The 22,597-nt window shown below is 69.8% G+C and carries 26 protein-coding genes; 11 read left to right on the top strand and 15 right to left on the bottom strand.

The genetic code is table 11. The annotated features are described in order from the left end of the window. Positions 1–175: 175 nt before the first annotated feature. Positions 176–469, top strand: coding sequence for a stress response translation initiation inhibitor YciH (yciH, locus tag C475_RS01585; RefSeq protein WP_006881978.1), 294 nt, complete (start codon positions 176–178; stop codon positions 467–469). An 84-nt stretch (positions 470–553) separates the two neighbouring features. On the opposite strand, the gene C475_RS01580 is transcribed toward yciH, so the two are convergent. After that, positions 554–2,197, bottom strand: a complete 1,644-nt coding sequence (locus C475_RS01580; RefSeq protein ID WP_006881977.1) for a histidine kinase N-terminal 7TM domain-containing protein — start codon at positions 2,195–2,197, stop codon at positions 554–556. A 110-nt stretch (positions 2,198–2,307) separates the two neighbouring features. Continuing rightward, positions 2,308–2,925, bottom strand: coding sequence for a GTP-binding protein EngB (engB, locus tag C475_RS01575; protein WP_006881976.1), 618 nt, complete (start codon positions 2,923–2,925; stop codon positions 2,308–2,310). A 110-nt stretch (positions 2,926–3,035) separates the two neighbouring features. Between engB and C475_RS01570 the strand changes: the two genes are divergently transcribed. Then, positions 3,036–4,775, top strand: a complete 1,740-nt coding sequence (locus C475_RS01570) for an LVIVD repeat-containing protein (RefSeq protein WP_006881975.1) — start codon at positions 3,036–3,038, stop codon at positions 4,773–4,775. Positions 4,776–4,842: 67 nt separating this feature from the next. Continuing rightward, positions 4,843–6,480 carry an LVIVD repeat-containing protein gene (locus tag C475_RS01565; RefSeq protein WP_006881974.1) on the top strand — a complete coding sequence of 546 codons (1,638 nt, stop codon included), beginning with the start codon at positions 4,843–4,845 and terminating at the stop codon, positions 6,478–6,480. Between the two features lies 1 nt (position 6,481). Here the strand turns inward: C475_RS01565 and C475_RS01560 are convergent, their stop codons facing one another. The 3 genes from C475_RS01560 to C475_RS01550 all read right to left on the bottom strand — a co-directional run bounded on the left by C475_RS01560 (position 6,482) and on the right by C475_RS01550 (position 8,653). After that, positions 6,482–8,014 (bottom strand): DUF402 domain-containing protein, encoded by a 1,533-nt coding sequence (locus C475_RS01560; protein WP_006881973.1) that lies wholly within the window; start codon positions 8,012–8,014, stop codon positions 6,482–6,484. Beyond that, complete coding sequence (locus tag C475_RS01555) at positions 8,011–8,385, bottom strand: DUF7532 family protein (protein ID WP_006881972.1); 375 nt, start codon at positions 8,383–8,385, stop codon at positions 8,011–8,013. The genes C475_RS01560 and C475_RS01555 overlap by 4 nt, the downstream gene beginning before the upstream one ends. Positions 8,386–8,494: 109 nt before the next feature. Next, the gene (locus tag C475_RS01550; protein ID WP_006881971.1) at positions 8,495–8,653 is read right to left on the bottom strand and encodes a preprotein translocase subunit Sec61beta; all 159 of its coding nucleotides are present in this window, start codon (positions 8,651–8,653) and stop codon (positions 8,495–8,497) included. Positions 8,654–8,835: 182 nt separating this feature from the next. On the opposite strand from C475_RS01550, the gene C475_RS01545 reads away from it, so the two are divergent. Both C475_RS01545 and ribH read left to right on the top strand, forming a co-directional pair. Then, positions 8,836–9,102 carry a thioredoxin family protein gene (locus C475_RS01545; RefSeq protein WP_006881970.1) on the top strand — a complete coding sequence of 89 codons (267 nt, stop codon included), beginning with the start codon at positions 8,836–8,838 and terminating at the stop codon, positions 9,100–9,102. A 126-nt stretch (positions 9,103–9,228) separates the two neighbouring features. Next, entirely contained in the window at positions 9,229–9,651 is a 423-nt protein-coding gene (gene ribH / locus C475_RS01540; protein WP_006881969.1) for a 6,7-dimethyl-8-ribityllumazine synthase, read from the top strand. 1 nt (position 9,652) lies between these two features. On the opposite strand, the gene C475_RS01535 is transcribed toward ribH, so the two are convergent. The 8 genes from C475_RS01535 to C475_RS01500 all read right to left on the bottom strand — a co-directional run bounded on the left by C475_RS01535 (position 9,653) and on the right by C475_RS01500 (position 16,365). Further along, positions 9,653–10,066, bottom strand: coding sequence for a putative toxin-antitoxin system toxin component, PIN family (locus tag C475_RS01535; RefSeq protein ID WP_006881968.1), 414 nt, complete (start codon positions 10,064–10,066; stop codon positions 9,653–9,655). Then, the gene (locus C475_RS01530) at positions 10,048–10,320 is read right to left on the bottom strand and encodes a hypothetical protein (protein ID WP_049929868.1); all 273 of its coding nucleotides are present in this window, start codon (positions 10,318–10,320) and stop codon (positions 10,048–10,050) included. The genes C475_RS01535 and C475_RS01530 overlap by 19 nt, the downstream gene beginning before the upstream one ends. A gap of 64 nt (positions 10,321–10,384) precedes the next feature. Beyond that, positions 10,385–11,053 carry an NADPH-dependent F420 reductase gene (npdG, locus tag C475_RS01525; RefSeq protein WP_006881966.1) on the bottom strand — a complete coding sequence of 223 codons (669 nt, stop codon included), beginning with the start codon at positions 11,051–11,053 and terminating at the stop codon, positions 10,385–10,387. 103 nt (positions 11,054–11,156) lie between these two features. Next, positions 11,157–12,035, bottom strand: a complete 879-nt coding sequence (locus tag C475_RS01520) for a TIGR01548 family HAD-type hydrolase (RefSeq protein WP_006881965.1) — start codon at positions 12,033–12,035, stop codon at positions 11,157–11,159. A 98-nt stretch (positions 12,036–12,133) separates the two neighbouring features. Then, positions 12,134–12,790 carry a helix-turn-helix domain-containing protein gene (locus C475_RS01515; protein WP_006881964.1) on the bottom strand — a complete coding sequence of 219 codons (657 nt, stop codon included), beginning with the start codon at positions 12,788–12,790 and terminating at the stop codon, positions 12,134–12,136. Between the two features lie 204 nt (positions 12,791–12,994). Next, positions 12,995–13,777 carry a hypothetical protein gene (locus C475_RS01510; RefSeq protein ID WP_006881963.1) on the bottom strand — a complete coding sequence of 261 codons (783 nt, stop codon included), beginning with the start codon at positions 13,775–13,777 and terminating at the stop codon, positions 12,995–12,997. 51 nt (positions 13,778–13,828) lie between these two features. Further along, a complete protein-coding gene (cofH, locus tag C475_RS01505) occupies positions 13,829–15,232 on the bottom strand; it encodes a 7,8-didemethyl-8-hydroxy-5-deazariboflavin synthase subunit CofH (RefSeq protein WP_006881962.1) in 1,404 nt (467 codons plus the stop codon). Positions 15,233–15,339: 107 nt separating this feature from the next. Beyond that, complete coding sequence (locus C475_RS01500) at positions 15,340–16,365, bottom strand: sodium:calcium antiporter (protein WP_006881961.1); 1,026 nt, start codon at positions 16,363–16,365, stop codon at positions 15,340–15,342. 135 nt (positions 16,366–16,500) lie between these two features. Here C475_RS01500 and C475_RS01495 point away from each other — a divergent pair, with 135 nt between their 5' ends. After that, positions 16,501–17,601, top strand: coding sequence for a phosphoribosylaminoimidazolesuccinocarboxamide synthase (locus C475_RS01495; protein ID WP_006881960.1), 1,101 nt, complete (start codon positions 16,501–16,503; stop codon positions 17,599–17,601). Positions 17,602–17,617: 16 nt separating this feature from the next. After that, positions 17,618–18,004 carry a CHY zinc finger protein gene (locus C475_RS01490; RefSeq protein WP_006881959.1) on the top strand — a complete coding sequence of 129 codons (387 nt, stop codon included), beginning with the start codon at positions 17,618–17,620 and terminating at the stop codon, positions 18,002–18,004. A 183-nt stretch (positions 18,005–18,187) separates the two neighbouring features. On the opposite strand, the gene C475_RS01485 is transcribed toward C475_RS01490, so the two are convergent. Together C475_RS01485 and C475_RS01480 are read right to left on the bottom strand one after the other, a co-directional pair. After that, positions 18,188–18,814 (bottom strand): RAD55 family ATPase, encoded by a 627-nt coding sequence (locus C475_RS01485; protein WP_006881958.1) that lies wholly within the window; start codon positions 18,812–18,814, stop codon positions 18,188–18,190. A 117-nt stretch (positions 18,815–18,931) separates the two neighbouring features. After that, a complete protein-coding gene (locus tag C475_RS01480) occupies positions 18,932–19,930 on the bottom strand; it encodes a formyltetrahydrofolate deformylase (protein ID WP_006881957.1) in 999 nt (332 codons plus the stop codon). A gap of 199 nt (positions 19,931–20,129) precedes the next feature. On the opposite strand from C475_RS01480, the gene C475_RS01475 reads away from it, so the two are divergent. The 4 genes from C475_RS01475 to purQ form a co-directional block, all read left to right on the top strand. Beyond that, on the top strand, positions 20,130–21,074 hold the full coding sequence (locus C475_RS01475) for a GAF domain-containing protein (RefSeq protein WP_006881956.1): 945 nt from the start codon (positions 20,130–20,132) through the stop codon (positions 21,072–21,074). Beyond that, a complete protein-coding gene (locus C475_RS01470; RefSeq protein ID WP_006881955.1) occupies positions 21,071–21,733 on the top strand; it encodes a DUF7504 family protein in 663 nt (220 codons plus the stop codon). Before C475_RS01475 ends, C475_RS01470 begins: the two co-directional genes overlap by 4 nt. Before the next feature lie 84 nt (positions 21,734–21,817). Continuing rightward, on the top strand, positions 21,818–22,069 hold the full coding sequence (gene purS, locus C475_RS01465; RefSeq protein ID WP_006881954.1) for a phosphoribosylformylglycinamidine synthase subunit PurS: 252 nt from the start codon (positions 21,818–21,820) through the stop codon (positions 22,067–22,069). Positions 22,070–22,124: 55 nt separating this feature from the next. Then, on the top strand, positions 22,125–22,597 hold a 473-nt coding region (gene purQ, locus C475_RS01460; protein ID WP_049929864.1), incomplete at its 3' end, for a phosphoribosylformylglycinamidine synthase I.

Genomic DNA, 22,597 nt, shown 5'->3' with positions numbered 1-22,597 from the left:
AGCGGGGCGTCCCCGACCGCCTGGACGGCGACCGTGGGAGGTCCCGACAGTGTTTAATAGGTCCATTTCGTAGGCGGATGCGTAATGTCGGAAGTCTGCTCGCTGAACAAGGCGAGTACGCCGCACGACCTCAGCCACAGCCCGTCAACCACCGAGACCGAACGCGCGGGTCAGTATGTCTGAGGTCTGCTCCACGTGTGGACTGCCCCAGGAGCTCTGCGTCTGCGAGGACGTGGCCAAGGACTCCCAGGAGATCAGCGTCCGCATCGACGAGCGACGATACGGGAAAGAGGTAACGATCATCGAGGGATTCGACCCGAAGGACGTCGACATGGATAGCCTCTCGTCGGACCTCAAATCGAAATTCGCCTGCGGGGGGACAGTCGAGGACGGTTCCATCGAGCTCCAGGGTAACCACACTGGACGCGTCGAGGACTTCCTTCGAGACAAGGGCTTCAACGTCGCCTGACCGCCCTCGTGGCCCCGTGAGCGCCGGCGGGCCAGCAGTTTTAGACCCGATCGCGTTCCGCCCCGACCGCACGGTCCCGCCGAGTCACGCCGCGGGACGGACCGTCGCGCCGGTGACGACGATCCGGACGCCGTCTTCGTAGTCGGTGTCGAGCGTCGCCGTCCAGCCCTGGGTCCGAGCCAGCATCCGCAGGTTCGGGAGGGTCATCCCCGCCGCCGAGTCGGGGACCGCACCGCCGTAGTCGAAGTACGCCTCCGGGGGCGTCCCGGTCGGCGGGGTGCCGTCGTCGGTGACCGCGAAGCCGTCCTGCCGTAGCGACACCGTCACCGTCGACGCGTCGTTGTGCGCGGCGAACTCGAAGGCGTTCCGGAACATGTCCTGCAGGCGCGGCTCGTTGGCCTCTACGTCGCCTGACTCGACCGACAGCGAGAGGTCACCGGTCACGGCGTCGTCGAACGCCGCCCGCGCGACCGCACCGACCTCGACCGTCCGCACGCGCTCCGGCGTCTGTCCGTGGCGCGCGAGGTCGGCGAGGTCGTCGACGACGGTCGACATTCGGTCCGCGCGATCGGAGGCGGTCGCCAGCGAGTCCCGGGCTCGGGAGACGTCGCCCTCGGTCAGCGCCTCGGCCGCGACGGTCACCCGGCCGTCGACGATCTGGAGCGAGTTGAGCAGCTCGTGCCTGATCGCGGCCGCGAACCCTTCGAGCTGGTCGTTGTGCCGTTCGAGCTCGCGCCGCTGGCGTTCGGTCTCGGTCACGTCCGAGAACAGCACCAGCCGGCCGATGTCGGTCTGGCCCAGCGAGAACGCGGCGTCGCTGACCAGGTAGTAGCGCGTCTCGCCGTCCTCGGACCGTTCGAGGACCGACCGCTCCGCAGACAGCTCCTCGGCCGCCGACGGCAGCGCCGCTTCGAACGGGTCGCCGACCGCCGACGGCAGCGACGGAAACAGCCGCTCGGCCCGGTCGTTGTACTCGCGGACACGGCCGTCGTCGTCGAGGTAGACGACCGGTTCCTCGACGCCGCCGGTGAGCTGGACCGCGAGGAACCGTTCGTCGAACAGGTAGAGGACGCCGACCGCGAACACCGCGACGCCGAGCGGTTCGTAGTTGATATCCAGCAGGACGGGCGTGGCGAACCCGACGATGTCGAGCACGACCGGGAGCCCGGTCACCGCGACGACCGCCCCAAGCGGCCGCGTGTCGTGGCCCGCTTCGAGGAACAGCTCGTAGAGCATGAAGAAGCCGACCGCCGCCAGCGCGTAGGACAGCCCCGTCACGACCCAGTGGACGACGCCGTGGCGGACCGTCATCTGGACGAACGGCGTCGTGACGAACGCCGTCGAGAAGTACAGTCCGTGGAGCGGGTTGGTCAGTTTGACAGCGACGATGGCGACGTAGACGGCGACCGCCGCCCGGCGGTAGGTACCGTTCCGGTGGAACGTCCGCCCGGTGTACGCCGAGCAGAAGTACAGCCACGCGCCCACCGTCGTCAGACCGACGACGAGACTGACCAGATACGCCGCGTAGGCCGTCCCCTGGGTGGGGGCGACCAGAAAGCCGAGTTCGAACAGCGCCCAGCCGCCGCTGGCGACCAACAGCCAGACCAGGCCGCGCCGGGTGGCTTCGTCCTGTACCGTTCGCGCCCGCGGGACCGACAGCCCGCAGCCGAGAACGGCCGCGCCGTACGCGGAGACGTACGTGAGAAACGGGAGTGAGAAAGCTACCATCAGTGCCTGTCCGGTAGTTGCACCTCGGGGTATTGAGCGCACGGTCCGATTTTCGCCAGATGATAACGGGCCGGAGCGGCCACCGCCTCCGCCGCCGCTCGCACCCGCGGTCAGAAGAACTGAAAGAGGTCGTCGCGCTCGGCTTCGTGGAGGTGGTGGCGGACGGCATCGGTCATGGGTTCGATGGAGCCCCGTTTCGCGGAGATGGGAGCGATGGTGTTCTGCCACTGTTTCCAGGGGGGATAGAGGCCGAGGCGGTCGCAGAGTTCGTTCAGGCGCTCGTCGCGGTCGTCGACCTTGTCCATCTTGTTGACGGCGACGACGACGGGTACGTCCACGTCCCGCAGGAAGTGAAACATCTCCACGTCGTAAGGGACCTCGTCGGGGCCCGAGTGGCGGTCGATGATATCGACGGCCGCCTTGCCGTCGACGACGAGGACGGCGGTCAGAATTTTGTCGGCGTTGTCCTCGATGTAGCGGACGATGTCGGTCTTGGTCTGCTCGCGCACGTCCTCGGGGACGCCCTCCATGAAGCCGAAGCCGGGGAGGTCGGTGATCATGAAGTCCTCGCTGGTCCAGTCGTAGTGGTTGGGCGAGCGGGTGACGCCCGGGCGCTGGCCGGTGTCGAAGGTGTGACCGGTGAGCTCGCGCATGAGCGTCGACTTGCCGACGTTCGACCGGCCGACGAGGGCGACCTCGGCGTCGCGGTCCGGGCGTGACTCGAACATGGGGGCCCTACACCGGGCGCGTGGAAAAGGGGCGCGTTCGAGCGCGGTCGGTGCGGACCCGCCGTACCGATCAGCAAACCTAAACGACAGCCGCCCGGAGAGTGTGGTGCATGCGCCGCCGTGAATACCTCCGTTCAGCAGTCGGCGCTGCCGGTCTCGCAGGGATCGCGGGAAGCGCCCTGACCGCCGCCGGTAGCGACGACGACGCATCGCCCTCCTCCCAGACGACCGCGACGCCGACGGCGACCGCGCCGGTGAGCGACACGGTGACCGCCGACGCCGACGGCTTCGAGCCGCTGGCCAGCCTCGACGTGTCCAACGAGCAGGCCGGTTACCAGACCACCGAGGCGGTGATGGAGCCGTCCGGCCGGTACGCCTTCGCGTCGCGGATCGACGGCTTCTACGTCGTCGACTGCGCCGACCCCGAGAGCCCCGAAGTGATCGGGACCTACACCGGGATCACGGGACCCGACGGTCGGAGCATCACCGGCTTTTACGACATCAAGTACAACCGGGGTCGGCTGATGCTTGCGACCTCGGCAGCGGCGGGTCCGTTCCGCGGGATCGCCCTGTACGACGTGACCGACCCGACCGAGCCGCGGCCGATGAAGACCTACGAGACGACCTACACCATCCACAACTCCGACCTCCACGGGGAGTACGCCTACCTGACCGACGGGCGCGAACTCGATATCGTCCACGTGGCACCGGACCAGCCCGAGTCGGTCGCGCGGTGGTCGCCCGCCGAGTACGACGCGGGCTACGCCGAGCTGTCGGGCAATCTGGTGAACCTCCACGACATGTACGTCCAGGACGGACGCGCGTATCTGGCGTACTGGGACGCGGGCGGATGGATCCTCGACGTGTCAGACCCCGCCAGTCCCGCGTACGTCGGCCACGCGTCGGAGTACTCCCTGTCGGATCTACAGGACGTGGGCGGGAGCGAGGCGATCGAATACGCGCTCGAACCGGACGGCAACGCCCACTACGTCCAGCCCGACGACGACGGCGACCTGCTCGCGGTCGGCGGGGAGAGCTGGAACCTCGAAGGGGGCGTCGACGACGACGAGTCCGACGAGGAGGACCTGGGCGGCCCCAGCGGGATCATACTCTACGACATCAGCGATCCCGCCAGCCCCGAACGGGTGACGGAGATCGAGCCGCCCCAACCGCCCGAGGGCGAGACCGCCCGCCGCAACGGCGGCTTCTGGACCACCTCGCACAACTTCGAGATCGTCGGCGACTACCTCTACTCGTCGTGGTACCGCGGCGGGGTGAAGGTCCACGACATCTCCGACCCGGCCAGCCCCGAGCAGCTGGCCCACTGGATGGACGGCGACCGCACGAGCTTCTGGACGGCCCAAGCCGGCGTCCCCGGCGACTTCTTCGTCGCGACGAGCTTCCGTCACCCGACCGAGCGAGACAGCCCGGGCGGGTTCTACACGTTCCCCGATCCTTCGGACAACCCGGCGACGGTGACGCCCTCCGGCGCCGGCGTCGACCTGCCGACGGACACCGCCGAACCGGTCGAGACGACGGCTTCCGAGGGGACCGCGGCGCCGACCGATACGCCCGGCGACTCGCCGATGTCGACCGCGACGCCGACGGATTCGCCGACGCCGACGGCCTCGCCCACCGACTCGACGACCGCGACGAGCGGGATGGCCGGCGAGACCGCGACAGCGACGGCCGGCGGGACCGCGGACGACACAGCTACGGCGACCGACGGGTCGACCGGCGGAGCCACCGACACCACCAGCGGCGACGGCGCCGGGCTGGGCGTCCTGTCGGGACTGGCAGCGCTCGGCATCGGCGCCTGGCGGCTCGGCGACCGCGGCGACGAGCCGTGACCGCCGAGCCATCGCTCCGATCGGCCCTACCGGGAAACTGATACCCGTCGGCCGCTAGACCGGGGACGTGCATCGACGTCACCTCCTGCGGGCGGTCGCGGGGACCGCCGCACTCTCCGGTGTCGCCGCCCTGGCGACCCGCGACGGCGACGCTCGACCGACGGCGCCGGGATCGGGCGAGGCCGGGGACGCGACGACCGCGAGTGGCGACTCGACCGCTACGCCGTCCGGGACGCCGACGCCCACGCCGACAGAGGCGGTCGCGACTCCCACCTCCGACTACGAACCGATCGGTAGCGTCGCGGTCGAAGGCGCGACGGAGGCCGTCCTGACGCCCGAGGGCGAGACGGCGTTCGTCGCGGTCGGCGACGGGTTCGCCGTCCTCGACCTGCGCGACCCCGCGAACCCGACGGTCGTCGCGAGCGAGCGGGACATCTCGCCGCCGGGCACGACCCGGCGCATGGGCGGCGTCCGGGACGTGAAGTACGACGACGGGCGCCTGCTCGTCGGCGGCCCCGCGAGCTACGACCCCGACAGCTTCTACGGGGTCGCGCTGTTCGACGTGTCCGACCCGACCGCCCCGGCGTTCCTGCGGGCCTACGAGACGGCCTACCCGGTCCACAACTGCGACCTCGCGGGCGAGTACGCCTACCTCACGCGGAGCGACCGCGAGGCCAACCCGCTGCTCGTCGTCGACCTGGGTCGCGAGGAGCCGCGCGAGGTCGCACGCTGGTCGGTACTGGACCGCGATCCGGTCTGGGAGTCGGTTCCCCTGCAGTTGCGGACGCTCCACGACGTGTTCGTCCGCGACGGCTTCGCCTACCTCGCCTACTGGGACGCCGGCACCTGGATCCTCGACGTGTCCGACCCCGCCGAGCCGGCGTACGTCGCGGACGTGCGCGAGCGCGACCCCGAGACGCTGGCCGAACTCGACGGGCTGGCGGTCGCCCGCGAGAGCTCCGAACCGCCGGGCAACGACCACTACGCCGCGACCGACCCGGATAGTTCGCTGCTCGCGGTCGGCAAGGAGAGCTGGAACTCCAACTTCGGGAAGGAGGGGACGACGCCCGGCCCCGACGACCCCGGCGGTCCGAGCGGGATCGCCATCTACGACATCGCCGACCCCCGCTCGCCACAACACCTGTCGACGATCGAGCCGCCGCCGACGGCGGATACGAATATCAACGGGGTCCGGACGACCGCGCACAACTTCGAACTCGCAGCCGGCCACCTGTACTCCTCGTGGTACCGCGGCGGCGTCGCGGTCCACGACCTCACCGAGCCCGCCGAGCCCGAACGCGTGCGGTACTTCCGGCGGTCGTCGACGACGAACTTCTGGACGGCCCGGCTCACGGCGCCCGGCGGAGCGGTCGTCGCTGCCAGCTTCGAGGACCCGTCGGACCTCGACGCACCCGCGAGGGTCTACACCTTCCCCGACGTGGCCCGGGCGACGCCGACGCCCACTTCCGGGTCGACCGACGCGACCGTCGCCCCGACCGATCCGGGCGGTCGGCCCGCCACGGAAGACGACGGCGGCGGCGAGGGGACGGACGACGATCGGCCCGAGACGAGCGACGCAGTGGCAACGGAGAGCGCGACCGCGGGCGACGGCCCGGGGTTCGGCCCCGCCGCGGCGCTGGCCGGCCTCGGGATCGGTGCGTGGCGGTTGCTCGGCGGCGAGGAGTCGGACGAAGAGGGCGGCTGACTCAGAGCGCGTTCTCGACCGCACTGGCGACGCTTCGAGCCTTCTCCGCGAGGGGTTCGGGGACGTGGCCGGCCGCGACGGCGGCGTCGAGTTCGTCGTCGTCGACGCGTTCGACGCGACCGTCGGCGTGTTTGACCACGTCGACGTGCAAATCGACGTAGCGGACCGCCGACGGGAACACCTCGACCGGGGTGCAGATATTGACGTAGGTGCCCCGTTTCTCGCCGTCCTCGCCCCGGTAGACGGTCGGGTACCACCACTTGCCCTCGGTGAGCTTCGTGACGGCCACGTCGCCGGCCTGCTGGTCGACGCCGAGCGCGTCGTAGGTGCCCCGGCCGGACATCTGACGCTCGACCACCACCGTCCCGTCGGCGTCCCGACGAGTCACCTCCCCGCTGCCGAGCGAGAACATGCGACCGTCGGGCTTGCCGTGGTCGATGCGGACGCTGTCGCCCTCCATCGGGCCGAACTGTCTGGTGACGGCGTCGAACGGGAAGTCCGTTTCGCCGCCGGTCCCGGCGTCGGGACAGACTGCCTCGACGAAGTCGACGGCCGCGCTCGCACCGTTGGTCGCCGCCTTCGTGCGGTGGTGGCCGGGCATCGTCGCCGTCACGTCCCGCCGGCGGTCGTCGAGGCCGAACCGCGACTCGCGGCCGAACCAGAGCCAGACCGTCGCCTCGCCGGCCCAGTAGCAGCCCGGCGCGGCTTCCTCCGGGTCGGGCGCGTCGTCGAAGGCCGAATCGAGCGCCGCGGCGCGCCCGGCGACCGCGTCGAGCGCGTCGCCCAGCGCGTCGAGATCCGCGTCGTCGGCCGCGCGGTCCCAGTCGATACCCCAGCCCTCCGGCGGGTCGACGGGGAGCAGGTCGGCCAGTTCCGGACCGTTCCCGCCCGGCGACGACCCGCGGACGAGCGTCGCCAGCCCGGCCTGGACGCGGACGGTCGTGTCCAGCACGGGCCGGCCCGACCCCCACGGCGCGGCGGGCTCTTTCACCTGGACGCGCAGCCGGTCGCCCTCCTCGACGTGGGTCGCCGTCTTCGAATAGGGGAGAAAGCCCTCCCGGTCGGTCCCGGCGACCGGTGGGAGCGAGTCGTCGGTTCCGTCCCCCTCGCTACCCTCGGGGCCGGGAGCATCGGTCGCTCCGTCACCGAGCTCGACGACCGCGCCGCTGCCGAGCGTCTCGGTCACCTCGCCGGCGTAGACGGCGCCCCGCGGCGTCGGGTCGCGCCAGGCCAGCGCGTCGATGTCGACCCCGCGGGCCGCGTCGAGCGCTGCCGCGACAGCCTCCCTATCGCCGACGATCCCGGCCCCCTGTCGGTCGTCGGTCGTCGAGACCGCGGCGCCGGCGGGCGCGACCGCGAACTCGTCGTCGAACCGGTCGCGGATCGGCGGCGACGCCTGCACCACCGACAGCCCCCGGTCCTCGAACAGCCGCGTCAGCGCCGTCGTGTAGATGCCGCGGACCCGGACGGTCGGCGCGGCGCCGGCGTCTCCGTCACCGTCGTCGGCGTTCACCGCGTCGCCGTCGCCGCTCATAGCGCGTCTCGGTCGGCGGCGAAGCGCACCCGGTCGTTCACCGTCGGGCCGAGCGACAGTTCGACCACGTCGTCGGAGAGGACCCGACCTCCCTCGACGGGTACGCCCCAGGAGTCGAATCGCAGGTACCCCCGGATGTCGTCGGCGTGGGTGAAGAGATCGAGGTAGTCGACGGCGTGGTCGGGGAACTGTTCGGCCGAGTGGGCCTGGTCCATGTCGGAGTAGACCGTCTCACGCTCGGCGAAGAACGCTTCGAGGTCGGCGGCGGCCTCGTCGGTCGCTTCGACGACGCGTTCGGAGGCGGCCTGGATCTCCTCGGTCGAGAGGCCGGCCTCGCGGAGCGCCGCCTGCGTCCGCTGGTCGAAGTGCATGCTCCCGGCTTGACGGGCGGGCCTTGAAAACGTCGCGGTCACGGCTGCCGACGGCGGTTCGCAGCCGTCACCAGCGGTAGTCGGCCGTCGACTCGGCGAGGTGCCCCTCTCAGAGCGTCGCGCGGAGGACGAGCACGAGGAACCCGAACATGGCGCCGAAGGCGATGACCGTCTTCGGGTCGATGCGGATGGCGTTGCGGTCTTCGGCGTCGAAATATCGGACCAGGCCCGCGCTGGACATCAGTCCGCCGCCGTCGTTGCTGCTCATGTCTCTCCCTCCTCCGTCCGTCCGCCTAAGCCTTTCGTCCTGACCCGAGCCCGCCCGCTCGAACCGACGGCGCGCGCACCGCCGACGGCCCACCGAAGCTGTCACTCGTGCGACCGTCAGGGCGGCCGTTCGGCGGTAGTGGAAACCCTTATCTCTCCGGATTCGCAATTTTCGGTGAATCCATGACAGTCACGCTCAAGGACTTCTACGCCGACTGGTGTGGCCCCTGCAAGACCCAGGACCCCATCCTGGACGACCTCGAGGAGGAGTACGGCGAGGTAGACTTCGAGAAGATCAACGTCGACGAGGAGCAGGACGTGGCCAACGAGTACCACGTCCGCTCGCTGCCGACCCTCATCGTCGAGAACGACGACGGCATCGTCGAGCGATTCGTCGGCGTCACTCAGGCCGACGACATCGAGGACGCGCTCAACCAGGCCTCCGCGTAGACCCCCTTCCGATCTCCGCTTTTCGAACGCTCCGAGCGACAGCGCGAGCGATGTAACCGCCATCGCCCAACCCGCCACATTCCTGAGAACGATAACGAATTTCAAACGTTGCGACGGACGGTATTCATGGTCACACTCGGACTCGTGGTCGCGGAATTCTACGAGGTGTTCGTGGCAGAAATGGAGGCACAGGCGCGGACGAACGCCGACCGGCGCGATGCCGAGGTCACCGAACGGGTGGCCGTCCCGGGCGTCTACGACGCGCCACTGGCGGCCGACCGCCTCGCCCGCCGAGACGATATCGACGCAGTGGTCGCGCTGGGCGTCGTGATCACGGGCGACACCGACCACGACCGAGTGGTCACGCACACGGCCGCACGGCAGTTGAGCGCCGTGAGCGTCGACCGTGACACCCCTGTCACGTTCGGGGTTCAGGGGCCGAACATGAGCGCAGTGGAGGCTCGCGAGCGGATTGAGAAGGGCGCCCGGGCGGTCGACGCGGCCGTCGATCTGGTCGAAGCGTTGCCTGCCGTGTCCGGAGACGAGTGAGTTACTGGACTGACGCAAGAAAGCCAGCGGGCGAGACGATATCGATCCCGCGAAACGCGCCGAGTTCCAGGGGATGGTCGTCGCCGGAGACCAGAACGTCGGCGTCGCCTGCGATAGCACACTCCAGAAACGCGTCGTCGTCCGGGTCGCGCTCGATTTCATCGATCGACTCGGTAGCAGCCACGACCTCGACCTCGCGACGAAGAATCGTCAGGAACGACTCCCGCTCCCGTTCAGCGATCGGGAGCCGATCGTACTCCATTACGCGACCGAGTTCAGCGAGTGTCTCGTCGCTGGCGACGATCTCCGTCCCCGCATCGTCGACGGCGTAGACTACCGCTTCGAGTGGCGTCCCACCGAATCCGAGTGCCGACACGAGAACGTTAGTATCGAGGACTACTGTGACCGAGCCCATGCGATAGCGTCGTCGACATCCTCCTCGGTTACCCCCTCTTCCTCGAATCGATGACGGACCCGAGCACCGAGCGCCCGGAGCGTGGTCTCCGTGTCGGCGTCTTCGGCCGTGATATCGCCGTCACGATCGTCGAGTTGGAGAGCGAGTGCCGCGAGTGCGAGTGCCCGCGATTTCCCAACTCCAGAGACTCCAGTTTCACTGTCGACGGCCGTGTACCGGCCGTCCTCTTCCGTTATCTCGACAGTGGCACTCATATCCGGAAGTTGCTCGTCATCGAATAAAAGGGTTCGGCAGCGACGCCTCCTCAGCGCGACCGGGTCAGTGGAACTTCACGCCCACGTCGTGCATCCCTTCGTTGTTCATCGCGATGTTGATCAACAGCGGGGTGAGCCCCTCGACTTCGGCGGCGTTGGCGATGCCGCCGGCGGAGACCGCGCGCAGCCCCTCGACGCCCTCGGCCAGCGCCGAGACCGTCTCGACGGCGTCCTCGTCGTCGCCGACGATCAGGGTGTCCACGTCGAGGTCGGCGTCGAGGTTCGCGAGGCGGTCGGCGGCGAGGTTGTGGAACGCGCCGACGACGGCCACGTCGTCGGGCGCCGCGCCCGCGGCCAGTGCGGTGACGCTGCCGGCGCCCGGTCTGTTGTAGTGCATCCCCTCTTCGTCGCGTTTCATGCCGACGGCGGGCGAGACGAGTACGTCGCCGTCGTCGAGTTCGTCGGCGACGGCTTCGACCGTGTCGGTGAGGTGGTAGGCCGGGACTGCGGCGACGACCACGTCGGCGCGGGCGGCGGCCGCGGCGTTCTCGGCGCCGTCGATGTCGCTGTCGACCCCGCGGCTGTCGAGTTCGGTCGCGTACTCCTCGGCCTTGTTGTCGGCCCGTTCGGCGTCCCGGGAGCCGACGATCACGGTGTGGGACGTGTGGTACGCCCACCGCAGCGCCAGTCCCTCGCCGATGTCGCCGGTTCCACCCAGCAGTGCGATGTCCATACCGGTGTCTGGGCCGAGATCAGGATAAGGGTTAGCGATTCGGCGAACCGGCGTGACCCCGCCGGCTGGCGCCGTCGCCGCGACCGCGACGCTCGCCGGGGTGTCAGTCCCCGTCGCCGTCGAGCAATCCGGGCAGGTCGTTGACGGAGTCGATCACCGCGGTCGCGCCGGCCCGTTCGTACTTTCGACGGCCCTCGTCGCCGGTCAGCCCGCCGGTGAGGACGCCGACGCCGCGATACGTTCGGTCGGGGTCCTCGGCTGCGGCGTTGACCGCCGTCTTGATGTCGTCGAGCGTGTCGCCGACGAAGACGACGGAGTCGGCGTCGAACCGGTCGGCGAGCGTCACCAGTGCCCGCGGGTGGGGCTTGCCCTCCTCCCAGTCGTCCATCGTGAACCGGTGGTCGTCGGGCACGTCCAGGCCGACCCGGTCCAGCGCGATGTCGGCCTCCGCGGCGGGCCGGCCCGTCAGCACGCCCACGTCGTAGCGAGCTTCGAGGGCGTCGGTCGTCTCGCCGTCGAGGATGACCGGCTCGTCGTGGATGTACCCCGACGTGTCCGTGTCGGGTTCGGCGCCTTCGAGGTCGCGGTAGAGGTCGCTCCCGAGGTAGAGCTGCTGGAACACCTGCCGGAGGCGGTCGGGGTTCCACTCGCTCATGACGCGCTCGCGCTCGGCGGGGCCGAGCGCGTCGAGGACGACCGTCTCGGCCGCGGAGACGCCGCCGCCCGTGGCGGCCACCCGGTCGGTAAAAGAGGTGAGCGAGAGCGCGAGCCCCTCGTCGCGCGCGAGCACGTACAGCGCGGCGGCGTACGTGAGCTCCCAGTCGTTGTTGAAGCCGCCAGCGTCCTTGAACTGCTGGATATCGGCCTTTTCGATGGTGTCGCCGTAGACCCGCGACACCGACTCGACGATCGCCCGGCGGTAGGAGTCGGCCACGTCGACGAGCACGCCGTCGACGTCGAGCACGACCGCGTCCGCGTTCATCGGTGTCTGCCGGGAAGCGCTCCTGGCAAAAGTCCGTTCCGACTCGGACGAGCGCGCGAGCGGGGAGGAAAATCCGCTCGCACGGGCGGCGCCTCGCGCTACTCGCCGGCGACGAACCCGGAGAAGACGCGCGACTCGATCTTCCGGAGGTGTTCCCCGACGGTGGCCGGCGAGACGCCGAGTTCGCCGGCCAGCTCGTCGTGGGTCGCTTCGCGGGGGTTCTCGTAGTAGCCGGCCCGCACCGCCGTCGAGAGCACTTCGCGCTGACGAGCGGTGAGCCGACCGGACAGCTGGCGGACGCCCGGGTCGTACTCGCCGGTCTCGATGACTTCGACGCTCACCTCTTCGGGGATCCCGTCGAACGCGCCGGCGAACGCGCTGGTGTCGCCGACGAGCGTGACCACGGTGGCTCCGTCGGGCTCGGACTCGATGGGCATCTCGACGATCAGCTCCGAACTGCGTCGGTATCGGAGGAGCCGCCGTATCAGGTCGTCCAGCTCGAAGTGGGTGTACGCGAACCCCCGGTCGGTGCCCGTCGTCGTGTACTCGATGACGAACGGCGATTCGGCGAGGATCTCGCTGTAGCGGTCGAGCCCCGACCGGATCTCGGACAGCGAGACGCCGGTTTCGCCGTCGATCACCTCCAGCTGGTGGATCGGTCCGGTGGCGACCGCCGGCTCGTCGGCCACCGCCGCGCCCAGCGGGTGGAACGCGTCGCCCTCGGCGTGCGTCGCCCGAACGGTCACGTAGCGCATACCGACCACCAGGCGCCCCCGACGGAAAACAGTCTGGTATAAACCCACCTCGCATGACCGGCAACAGTGATAGGTGGTGAGCGTCCTAACGAACCGCTGCTGGACGGGCACGGTCACGGCGGGCCCGGGCGCTCGTCCCACGTCGCCCTGAATCTCTTTCCCTCTCTCGGGCCCGTCGTTCCCTCGCTGACGCCACCGGCGCTCTCACCGGTCGGCCGTCTCGTACTCGCGTTCGCTCTCGCCGTCCCGACTCTGCCCGCCAGCCTCGGCGTCGTCGCGGTCGCCCCGTCCGTCGCGACCCTCACCGGCGGTGCGGCCGACGGTCCCCCGCTCCGGGTCGCCGGCGTCGCACCCTTCGTCGCGGAATTCGAGCGTGAGCGGGCGGGCGATCCGTCGGGCGAGTCCGGCGACCCGGGCCGCGATCCCGTCGTCGTCGGGGTCGACAGCGCGGATCGCGCTCCCCTCGCGGACGACGACGCCGCGCGACTCGAGGGTCTCGACGGCGGCGTCGATCGCCTCGTCGTCGGCGTCGAGCGCTTCTGTCAGCTCCCGGCGCGTGCGCGGCCCCTCGTCGAGCGCCTCACGAACCCGCCGGCCGACGTAGTCGTGGTACACCTCGCGGCCGGTGGGTTCGTCCTCGGTCGCGCCCTCGTGGCGAACCGTCTGGACGGCGTCGAGGACGAACCAGGTGCCGACCAGCAGGAACGCGACCGGGAACGCGACGACGTTCGGGCCCGAGAGGAGCATCGCGGCGCCGCCGACCAGCGCGTACACGCCGAAACCGGCGTTCCTGACCAACTGGCGCACGTCGTACACGTCGGTCGCGAGTTCCGACAGCCCGAAGACCCCCATCGAGACGGTCGTCGTCAGGAACTGCGCGGGGGAGGGGTCGAGCAGGTGATAGAGTACGGCCAGGGCGACGGCCCACTGGAGAGTGGCCCAGACGGTGACTCGCTCCCGGAGCGCGTCGCGGAGGGACTCCGACATCGCGCTCGTGTTCGCCCACCGAACGGATAGACTCGTCGGAGTCGGCTCCCCTCAGTCGTCGGCGCCCGCCGAGTCGCTCGCAGCGCCGTCCAGCCACTCGGGGTCGACGAGCGGCGTTCCGTCGGCCTCGGGCCCGAGTTCGGGACCGTGCGGGCCGCCGTCGGGGTCGATCCGGCGGCGCTGGCGGTAGTCCGTCGACCGTTCGACCGGGACCCGGCCGATGGCGTCGATCATCTCGACGTACTCGTCGAACGAGCGGACCTCGCCGTAGGCCCCGCCGGCGCGCTTGGTGATCTCCTCGCTGAGGATGGTGCCCATGAAGTCGTCGGCGCCACAGGAGAGCATCTTCAGCCCCTGCTCGTCGCCGTATTTCACCCAGGACGACTGGATGTGCTCGACGTTGTCGAGAAAGAGCCGCGAGACCGCGATCAGCAACTCGTCCTCGTCCGTCGTCGCCCCCGACTCGACCATCCCCTCCTCGTACAGCGGCGTCTCCTGGTGGACGAACGACAGGGGGACGAACTCCGTGATCGCGCCCGTCCGGTCCTGTAGCTCGCGGATCCGTTTCAGGTGCAGGGCCCTGTGCATCTCGTTTTCGACGTGGCCGTACATGATCGTCGCGGTCACGTCGAGCCCGACCGACGCCGCCGCCTCGATCGCTTCCAACCACTCGTCGGTCCCGATCTTGCCGGGGCAGATCACATCGCGCACCTCGTCGACGAGGATCTCCGCCGCGGTGCCGGGCACCGAGTCCAGCCCCGCCTCCTGCAGCCGACCGTACACCTCCTCGTAGGACCAGTCGGTGCCGCGGCGGCCGTGGTAGGCCTCCTCGGGCGTCATCGAGTGGACGTGGACGCCGCCGACGCTCATGGCCGCGATCTGCTCGCAGTAGGTGCCCGGGTCCACGTCGTACTCCTCGGGGGGCCGGTAGTTCAGGTCGCCGCGGTCGCTGGATTCGAGGATCGCCCGGTGTTCGTCGTCGAGGGCGAACGCCGGGTGGAGCCCCGACACGGACGTGACCTCGTAGATGCCGCGTTCGACGGCATCGCGGACGATATCTCGGGATTCGGCGGGCCGTTTCGTGAACCCGCCGTGGTCCTCGTCGTTGGCGGTGCGGAACCGTTCGGAGCGGTCCTTGAAGTTGCAGAACAGGCAGCCGGTGTTGCAGGCGGTCGTGACGTTGTTGTTGAGGTTGGCGACGAAGGTCACCGCCTCGCCGACGACCTCGGCGCGGCGCCGGTCGGCCGCTTCGAGGACGCGTTCCTTCCGCTCGCGGTCGATCCCGGGGCGTTCGGTGCCCGTGGTCAGCAACTCGACGCCGTCGTCGACGGTGAGCCGTTCGCCGGCCCGCGCCTTCGCCAGCGCGTTCTCGAACGACCCGTCGGTCTCGGGGGCGTGCTCGAAGTCGAACTCCCCGCGCGGCACGTTGGTCCGCGGCGCGGCGTCGTCTGCCATTGCACGTCCCCACTGCTGCCAGCGTCATAAGCGGCCGGGAACCGGCCGATGGGCCCGCTGTCGATGACGGCGAGTCCGCGGTCGGCGGCCGCCGCACACCCGAGCGCTCAGCCGCTCGGGAGGACGGAAACGACAGTCGAGACTTCCTCGACGACGACCCAGCCGACGAACAGCGCGTAGGCGACCAGGAGCGCGGCCGACTCCGGCGTCGACAGCGCGAGGTCGGTCCGGAGGAACGTGAACAGGAGGACCGTCGCGAGCGTCAGGACCGCGAACATCGGGACCGCGAGCTCGAAGTTGAACGACCACGTCCCGACGATGAGGACGCCGACCGGGATGGCCACGAGCAGGTCGAAGGTGTTCGACCCGAGGACGTTTGCCAGCGACGCGACGCCGCGGTCGTCGCGCGCGGCGCGGACGCTCACCAGCGCGTCGGGCAGGCTCGTCGCCGCCGCGGCGACGGTCACGCCCATGATGAACTCGCCGACGCCGACGGCCGCGCCGATCGTCTCGACCGCCCCGACCAGTTCGTGGACCGCCACGAGGATCACCGCGAGGCCCGCGAGCAGGTACCCCCACTGCCGGGCGGCGTCGATGCCGGCGCCGGCCTCGGGGTCGGCGACGTGGTCGGCGGTGTCTTGGGCCTGGATGAACAGATAGAGCCCGTACAGCGCCAGCGGGATAACCGCCAGCGAACGGTTCATCTCCCCCGAGATAAAGTCGACCCCCGTGACGGGGTAGTAGATGACCGCCATCGCGAAAGTGATCACCAGCGCCGAGACCGCGAGCATGTAGAACTGCGCCTCCTTGTAAACGAGCGTCCGGTTGGCCTCGACGTCCTCGTCCGTCGAGATGCCCGCCACCGCGGGGATCACGAGGACGTTGAAGATCGCCGAGCCGACGATCGCGCCGGTCCCGATCCCGAGCGCGCCGCCGAAGGCCGAGACCGCGACCGTCGCCAGCTCGGGAAAGCTCGACCCGACCGCCGCCACGACCGACCCCTGGACGACCTGCGGGAGCCCGTAGTACTCCGAGAGCTGCTCGCTCGCCGACTCCAGCCAGGTGCTCCCCAGCCAGACCGCACCGGTCGTGACGACGACGATCGCGACAGCCAGCCCGACGGATTCGACCATCGGGCGCAACTGCAGACCCGAACGGAATAGGCGTTTTGGGCCGAGATCGGAGGGGGACTTCCAGGCCGTTCCGCGGACCGACTCGCGGACCGCGAGTGAGAAACGACTTTGCCGCGGGGGCGAGAGAGTCCGGCAATGACTTCCGTGAAGGAGTTCCGGGTGGACGAGCCCGCCACGGCCGACAGTCTGGGCCGGGGCGCGTTCGTCTTCACCGACGACTACTCGGTGTTCGACTGGGGGAAGATGCCCGACGAGATCCCCGACAAGGGCGCCTCGCTCTGCACGATGGGCGCGTTCAACTTCGAGCTGCTCGAATCCGAGGGGGTCCCGACCCACTACGAGGGCGTCACGACCGACGCCACCGACGGCGCGGTCCCGCTCGACGACGCGCTCGACGCCGCTGAGCAAAGCTCAGCGACCCCTCCCTCGCACGCTCGCGAGGATTCGGGCGCGGCGCCCCGGGAGATGGTCATCGAACTCACGCAGGTGCCCGACCTGCCCTTCGAGGGCGACGAGAGCGCCGATCCAAGCGGCTACGACTACGACGCCTATCACGCCGACGCCGGCGAGAACTACCTCGTCCCGCTGGAGATCGTCTTCCGCAATCGCGTCCCCGTCGGCTCCTCGCTCCGCACACGCACCGACCCCGCCGACCACGGCCTCGACTTCGACGCCTGGCCCGACGAGGCCGTCGATCTGGACGACCCCGTCGTCGAGTTCTCGACCAAGTACGAGGAGCAGGACCGGTATCTCGCCCGCGAGGAGGCCGACCGCATCGCCGGAACCGCGAGCATCGACGACCTCGAATCGATCGCTCGCGAGGCCAACGCGGTCGTCACCGACCGCGCCGCCGACGCCGGGCTCACCCACGAGGACGGCAAGATCGAGTGTCTGTACTACGAGGGCGAGGTACGCGTCGCCGACGTAGTCGGCACCTTCGACGAGAACCGCTTCTCCTACGGCGACCAGCAGGTCTCGAAGGAGGTCGTCCGCCAGTATCACAAGCGGACCCAGCCCGAGTGGGTCGAGGCGGTCTCCGCGGCCAAGGCCGAGGCCGACGAGCGCGGCGTCGCCGACTGGAAGTCGCTGTGCGAGCGCCGGCCCGAACCGCTCGACGACCGCGTGGTCGAAGCCGCCCGCGACCTCTACTGTGCCGGCACGAACGCCTACGTCGGCCGCGACGCCTTCGACGCCCCGTCGCTGGAGGCCGCCGTCGACGCGGTGCGAGACCTCTGACTGCCCCCCGAAACCGATGACGGCCGATCCGGACCCGAAGCGACGGACGACCCGTCCGCCGGAGACGGACGAGCGGTTCTCCGTCCCGCTACGCGGGGTCGACGTGGACGCCGAGACCCGCTGTGGCCACTACGACGACCCGGTCGACGTGGTCGCGATCCGGTTTCCCTGCTGCGGGTCGTACTATCCCTGTTTCCGGTGTCACGACGCCCTCACGGACCACGGCGCCGAGCGGATCCCCCGCGAGGCCTTCGACGATCCGGCCGTGTTCTGTGGCGCGTGCGGCGCGACGCTCTCGGTCCGTGAGTACCTCACTTGCGACGACGCTTGCCCGGCCTGCGACGCGGCGTTCAACCCTGGTTGCCGGCGCCACCGGGAACAGTACTTCGCGGTCGAGGAGTGACGCCTCGGACGCGTCGCCGGGTCCCACCGGTCGGCCACAAGTTCAAGTGCGATTCCGGACGCACCTCGCCCCGTGACCTGAGTTCCGATGCGGGGCGCTCCGCGGGAGCGCGACACACCGTCCCGCGAGCCGTTCGTGTCGCCTGTTCGCTATCCTTTCAGCCACTCACAGGGGCTCGTCGTCTCAGGCGATGTCCCGGCTGGTATCGACCGCGATCCGGTCGGTGAGCGCGATCCGGAGCGGTTCGGCCAGAGCCCGACCCCCGCGGAACTTCGGGACGACCAGCCTGTTCTCGACGGTGTCGTTCCGGATCTCCGTGACGAGGTCGAACACGAGGTCGGCCACGTGTTCGGTTCGGTGGCGCTGTGCCGGGACCTCGTCGTGTTTCAGCGCGTGGAGCACGGCCACGCTGTTCGTCCGCGAGACGGTCGACCGGAGTTCGTCCAGAAACGCGCGGTACTGGCCGGCGTCGGCCCGCTCCAGCGGTCCGATGGAGTCCACGACCAGCACGCCCTCGTCGGGGAGCGACGGCAGCGACCGCAGCGTGTCGACCGTCGGCGCGTCGCCGTCGACCGACCGCACGGAGCGGTCCACGCATCGGTCGCCGTGGCCGCGGAGCGACGCCGAGACCGCAGTCGGCGGTCGGTCCACGGTGAGATACAGCGTCTCGCGCTGGGCCGCCAGCCGTTCGAAGAACAGCTCGGCCTGGCTGGCGGGGTCGGCGCGAAAGACAACGACTGTCCCCGCGGGGAGGCCGCCGTTCAGTTCCCTGTCGAGCGCGGTGACGCCGGTCGAGACGCGCTCGCTCATCCGCTCGACCGCCTCCGCGTCCGCTCACCCGCTGGACCGCTGATACCCGTACCCATGGCGGGACGATCAGCCGGGGACCCGTTAGTTACGGCCCGTCTAGCGGCCGCGACGGCGTCGTTAGTCGTCGGCTTCGGCTTCCGGCTCCTCGTCCGACCCCTCGCCGTCGCCCTGGTCGGCGACGTACTCGCCCAGTCCGTCGATCGGCCGGTCGGGGTTGGCCTGATCGAGGTCGCGCGGGGCGCCGAGTTGCGCGTCGGTGTCCTCGGGGTCGCGCAGTCTCGTCCGCCCGCGGTGGACGGTCACCTCGTCGGTGAGGTGCAGGTCGATGGCCTCCAGTAGCGCCTCCGCCTCCAGCGGCTGGCCGATCTGCTGCAACTCCTCCTCGGTGGCGTCGTCGGGGACGTTGAACGCCCGCTGAGTGATGATGGGGCCCTGGTCGAGGTCGGTCGTCACGTAGTGGGCGGTGACGCCCGCGATGCGGACGCCTTCCTCGATGGCCTGCATGTACGCCGACGCGCCGGGGAACGCGGGCAGCAGCGACGGGTGGACGTTGATGATGCGGTCCTCGTAACGAAACACCACGTCGGGGCTGAGGATGCGCATGTACCGCGCGAGGACGACCAGGTCGGCGTCGTACTCCGCCAGCAGGTCGAGCAGTTCGCCCTCGTCGGGGGTGCCCTTCTCGTCGCCGATGTCGTGGAAGGGCACGTCGTACTTCTCGGCCAGCGGCTCCAGATCGGAGTGGTTGGCGATGACGACCTCTACGTCGGCGCCCAGATTCCCGCTGGCCCACGCCTCGAAGATCGCCTCCAGGCAATGGGATTCCTTGGTAGCGAGGACGGCGATCTGCTGGGTCTCGCGGTCGTCGGGGAACCGCACCTGCACGTCGACGCCCAGGTCGTCGCCGAGTTCGTGGAGGTTCTCCCGCAGCGTTTCCTCCTTGACGATCATCTCCGAGGTGTCGACCCGCATGGTCATGCGGAAGACGCCCTCCCGGACCGCCTGGTCGAGGTCTTCGATGTTGATGTTGCGCTCGAAGAGCGTCGAGGTGATCTCCGCGATGAGCCCCGTGTCGTCGTCGCCGACGACGACGATCTCGGTCAGGTCGCTGGTCACGGGAACCACCGCCGGGGCGCCGGCGAACGGATGTGCGAACGGACAGTCATCGGATAGCGCTGACGGGCGTCGGTGCCTAAAGCGTTCTCGTCCCGCGTGGTCGGTTCGCACGCGTCGGCCCGCCCCGGTCGGTATCAAGGTTGGATCGCGTACGCAGAGAATTATAACGGTGGAGTCGAAAGGGTGTGCAGAGACGGATATGCGCGAACTGACAGTGTTGTGCGTCGACGCCGACGAGGCCGAGCGCGCGGCTACGTCCGACGCGCTCGCCGCGGACGACGAAGTCGCGATGACCGCGGCGGGATCGGTCGCAGCGGCCGGCGACGCCCTCGACGCCGGGGGCGTCGACTGCGTCGTTACGGCGTACGACCTCCCGGACGGGACAGGTCTCGACGTGGCTGCGCGAATCCGGGAGACGACGCCCGACACGCCCTGTATCCTCTTTACCGACGCGTCGCCGGACCGGATCGACACCGCCGACCGCGAGGACGTGGTCGTCGAGTACCTCCCGCGGGACATGCCGGACGCCCGCGACGCGCTGGCCCGGATGGTCGGCAACCTCGTCAGCCAGCGCACGCAGGTCGGCTACCCGCTCCCGACGCGGGAGGACGAGCGCCTCGCTGCGCTCGAACAGTACGACCGACCCGGTATGGACGCCGCCGAGGCGTTCGACCGGCTGACGGCGCTCACGCGGAAGTACTTCGACGTGGACGTGGCGTTCGTCGGCGTGATCGACGCCCACGAAGAACGTTTTCTCGCCTGTGCCGGCGCCTCCTGGGAGACGCTCGCCCGCGAAGACTCGATGTGTACTCACACGATCCTTCGGGACGACCTGATGGTCGTCGAGGACACCCACGAGGACGACCGCTTCGCCGACAACGACCGCCTCGACGAACTGAACATCCGCGCCTACGCCGGCGTGCCGCTGGAGACGCCTCGCGGCGCGACGATCGGCGCGTTCTGTTTGACTCACGACGAGCCGCGCACGTTCACCGACGACGAACTCGCTGACCTTCGGCGGTTCGCGGCCGAGGCGATGGACCAACTCGAACTGCGCCGCCAGCTCAACGAGTGTGAGGACGCGCGCGATACGGCCGACCACGAGGGGGCGGGGCTTGGAGACGACGGCGGTGATGACCCATGAGCCTGCAGGAACCGACGTACACGTTCGAGAGCCTGCCCCTGCGAGGGGTCGAGCGGGGGACCAACATTCTCGTGACGGGACCGGCGCTGGGCGGCATTCGCGAGCTGACGATGCGGATGCTCCTGCGTCGCCACTCCCGCGAGGGGACGCTGTTCATCGCCGCCGACGCCGACGGTCGCGAGACGCTGTCGGACTACGAGGCGCTCGGCGGCGACCTGGACTTCGCGCGAGTCGGCGCCGTCGACTGCACGGAGAACGGTGCCGACGACGAGTCGTGTAACGTCCACGCGGTCGGGAGTCCGGCGGACCTGACCGGTGCCGGTATCGAGTTCTCCTCGCTGTACGAGCGGATCCACGCCAACGGCGCCGCGCGGGTCCGAACCGGCGTGTACACCCTCTCGCCGTTCGTCGTCTACGCGCCCGCCAAGTCCGTGTTCCGCTTCGTCCACACGCTGACCGGTCGCATCCGAACCGCCGACGGCCTCGGCGTCTGCGCCATCGACCCCGACGCCGTCGACGACCAGACGCTCTCGTCGATCGCCCAGGCGTTCGACGGACAGGTCGAACTCCGCGAGGCCGACGGCCAGCGCGCGATCCGCGTCCGCGGACTCCCCGACCAGCCCGAGGAGTGGCAGGCCGTCGACTTCGACGCCGCCTGAGAGCGGTCCGCGAGCCGCCGGGTTCTCCGCGACGACCGCGGCGAGTCAAAACCGTTTTCTCCCGGCGCCGCCGCCACTCAGGTGATGACCCCCTACACCGCGACGGTCGAGGTCCGCCTGAAACACGGCGTGCTCGACCCCGAGGCGGAGACGACCGGCCGCGCGCTCGAGCGGCTCGGGTTCGAACTCGATGACCTGCGGGCCGCCGACCTGTTCGAGGTCGATCTCGACGCCGAGAGCGCCGACGCCGCCGCCGAGCGCGCCGACGAGATGGCCGAGCGCCTGCTCGCCAACCCGACCATCCACGACTACGAGGTCACCGTCGAGGAACGATGACTGTCGCCGTCTCATCGACGCCGACGCGCTGCTCGCACACCGGGGGGTGCCCGCTGTGACCGTCGCCGTCGTCCAGTTCGGCGGGTCCAACTGTGACCGCGACACCGTCCAGGCGCTCGCACACCTCGGCATCGACGCCGACCTCGTCTGGCACGAGGACGGCCTCCCCGAAGACACGACGGGCGTCGTCCTCCCCGGTGGTTTCTCCTACGGCGACTACCTGCGGGCCGGCGCCATGGCCGCCCGCTCGCCCATCGTGGAGGAGGTCCGCGAAGCCGCCGGGAGCGGGACGCCCGTCCTCGGCATCTGCAACGGCGCCCAGATCGGCTGCGAGTCGTCGCTCACCCCCGGCGCGTTCACCACCAACGAGAGCGCCCGCTTCCAGTGTGAGCGCGTCCACCTCCGCGTCGAGAACGCCGACACGCCCTGGACCGACCACTTCGACGAGGGCGAGGTCGTCGAGTTCCCCATCGCTCACGGCGAGGGCCGCTACGAGATCGACGACTGTCTCTTATACACATCTCTGAT

Source organism: Halosimplex carlsbadense 2-9-1, from assembly GCF_000337455.1.
GTDB lineage: Archaea > Halobacteriota > Halobacteria > Halobacteriales > Haloarculaceae > Halosimplex > Halosimplex carlsbadense.
The sequence above is the reverse complement of the archived record's forward strand: the minus strand, read 5'-3'. Positions and strand labels throughout refer to the sequence as shown.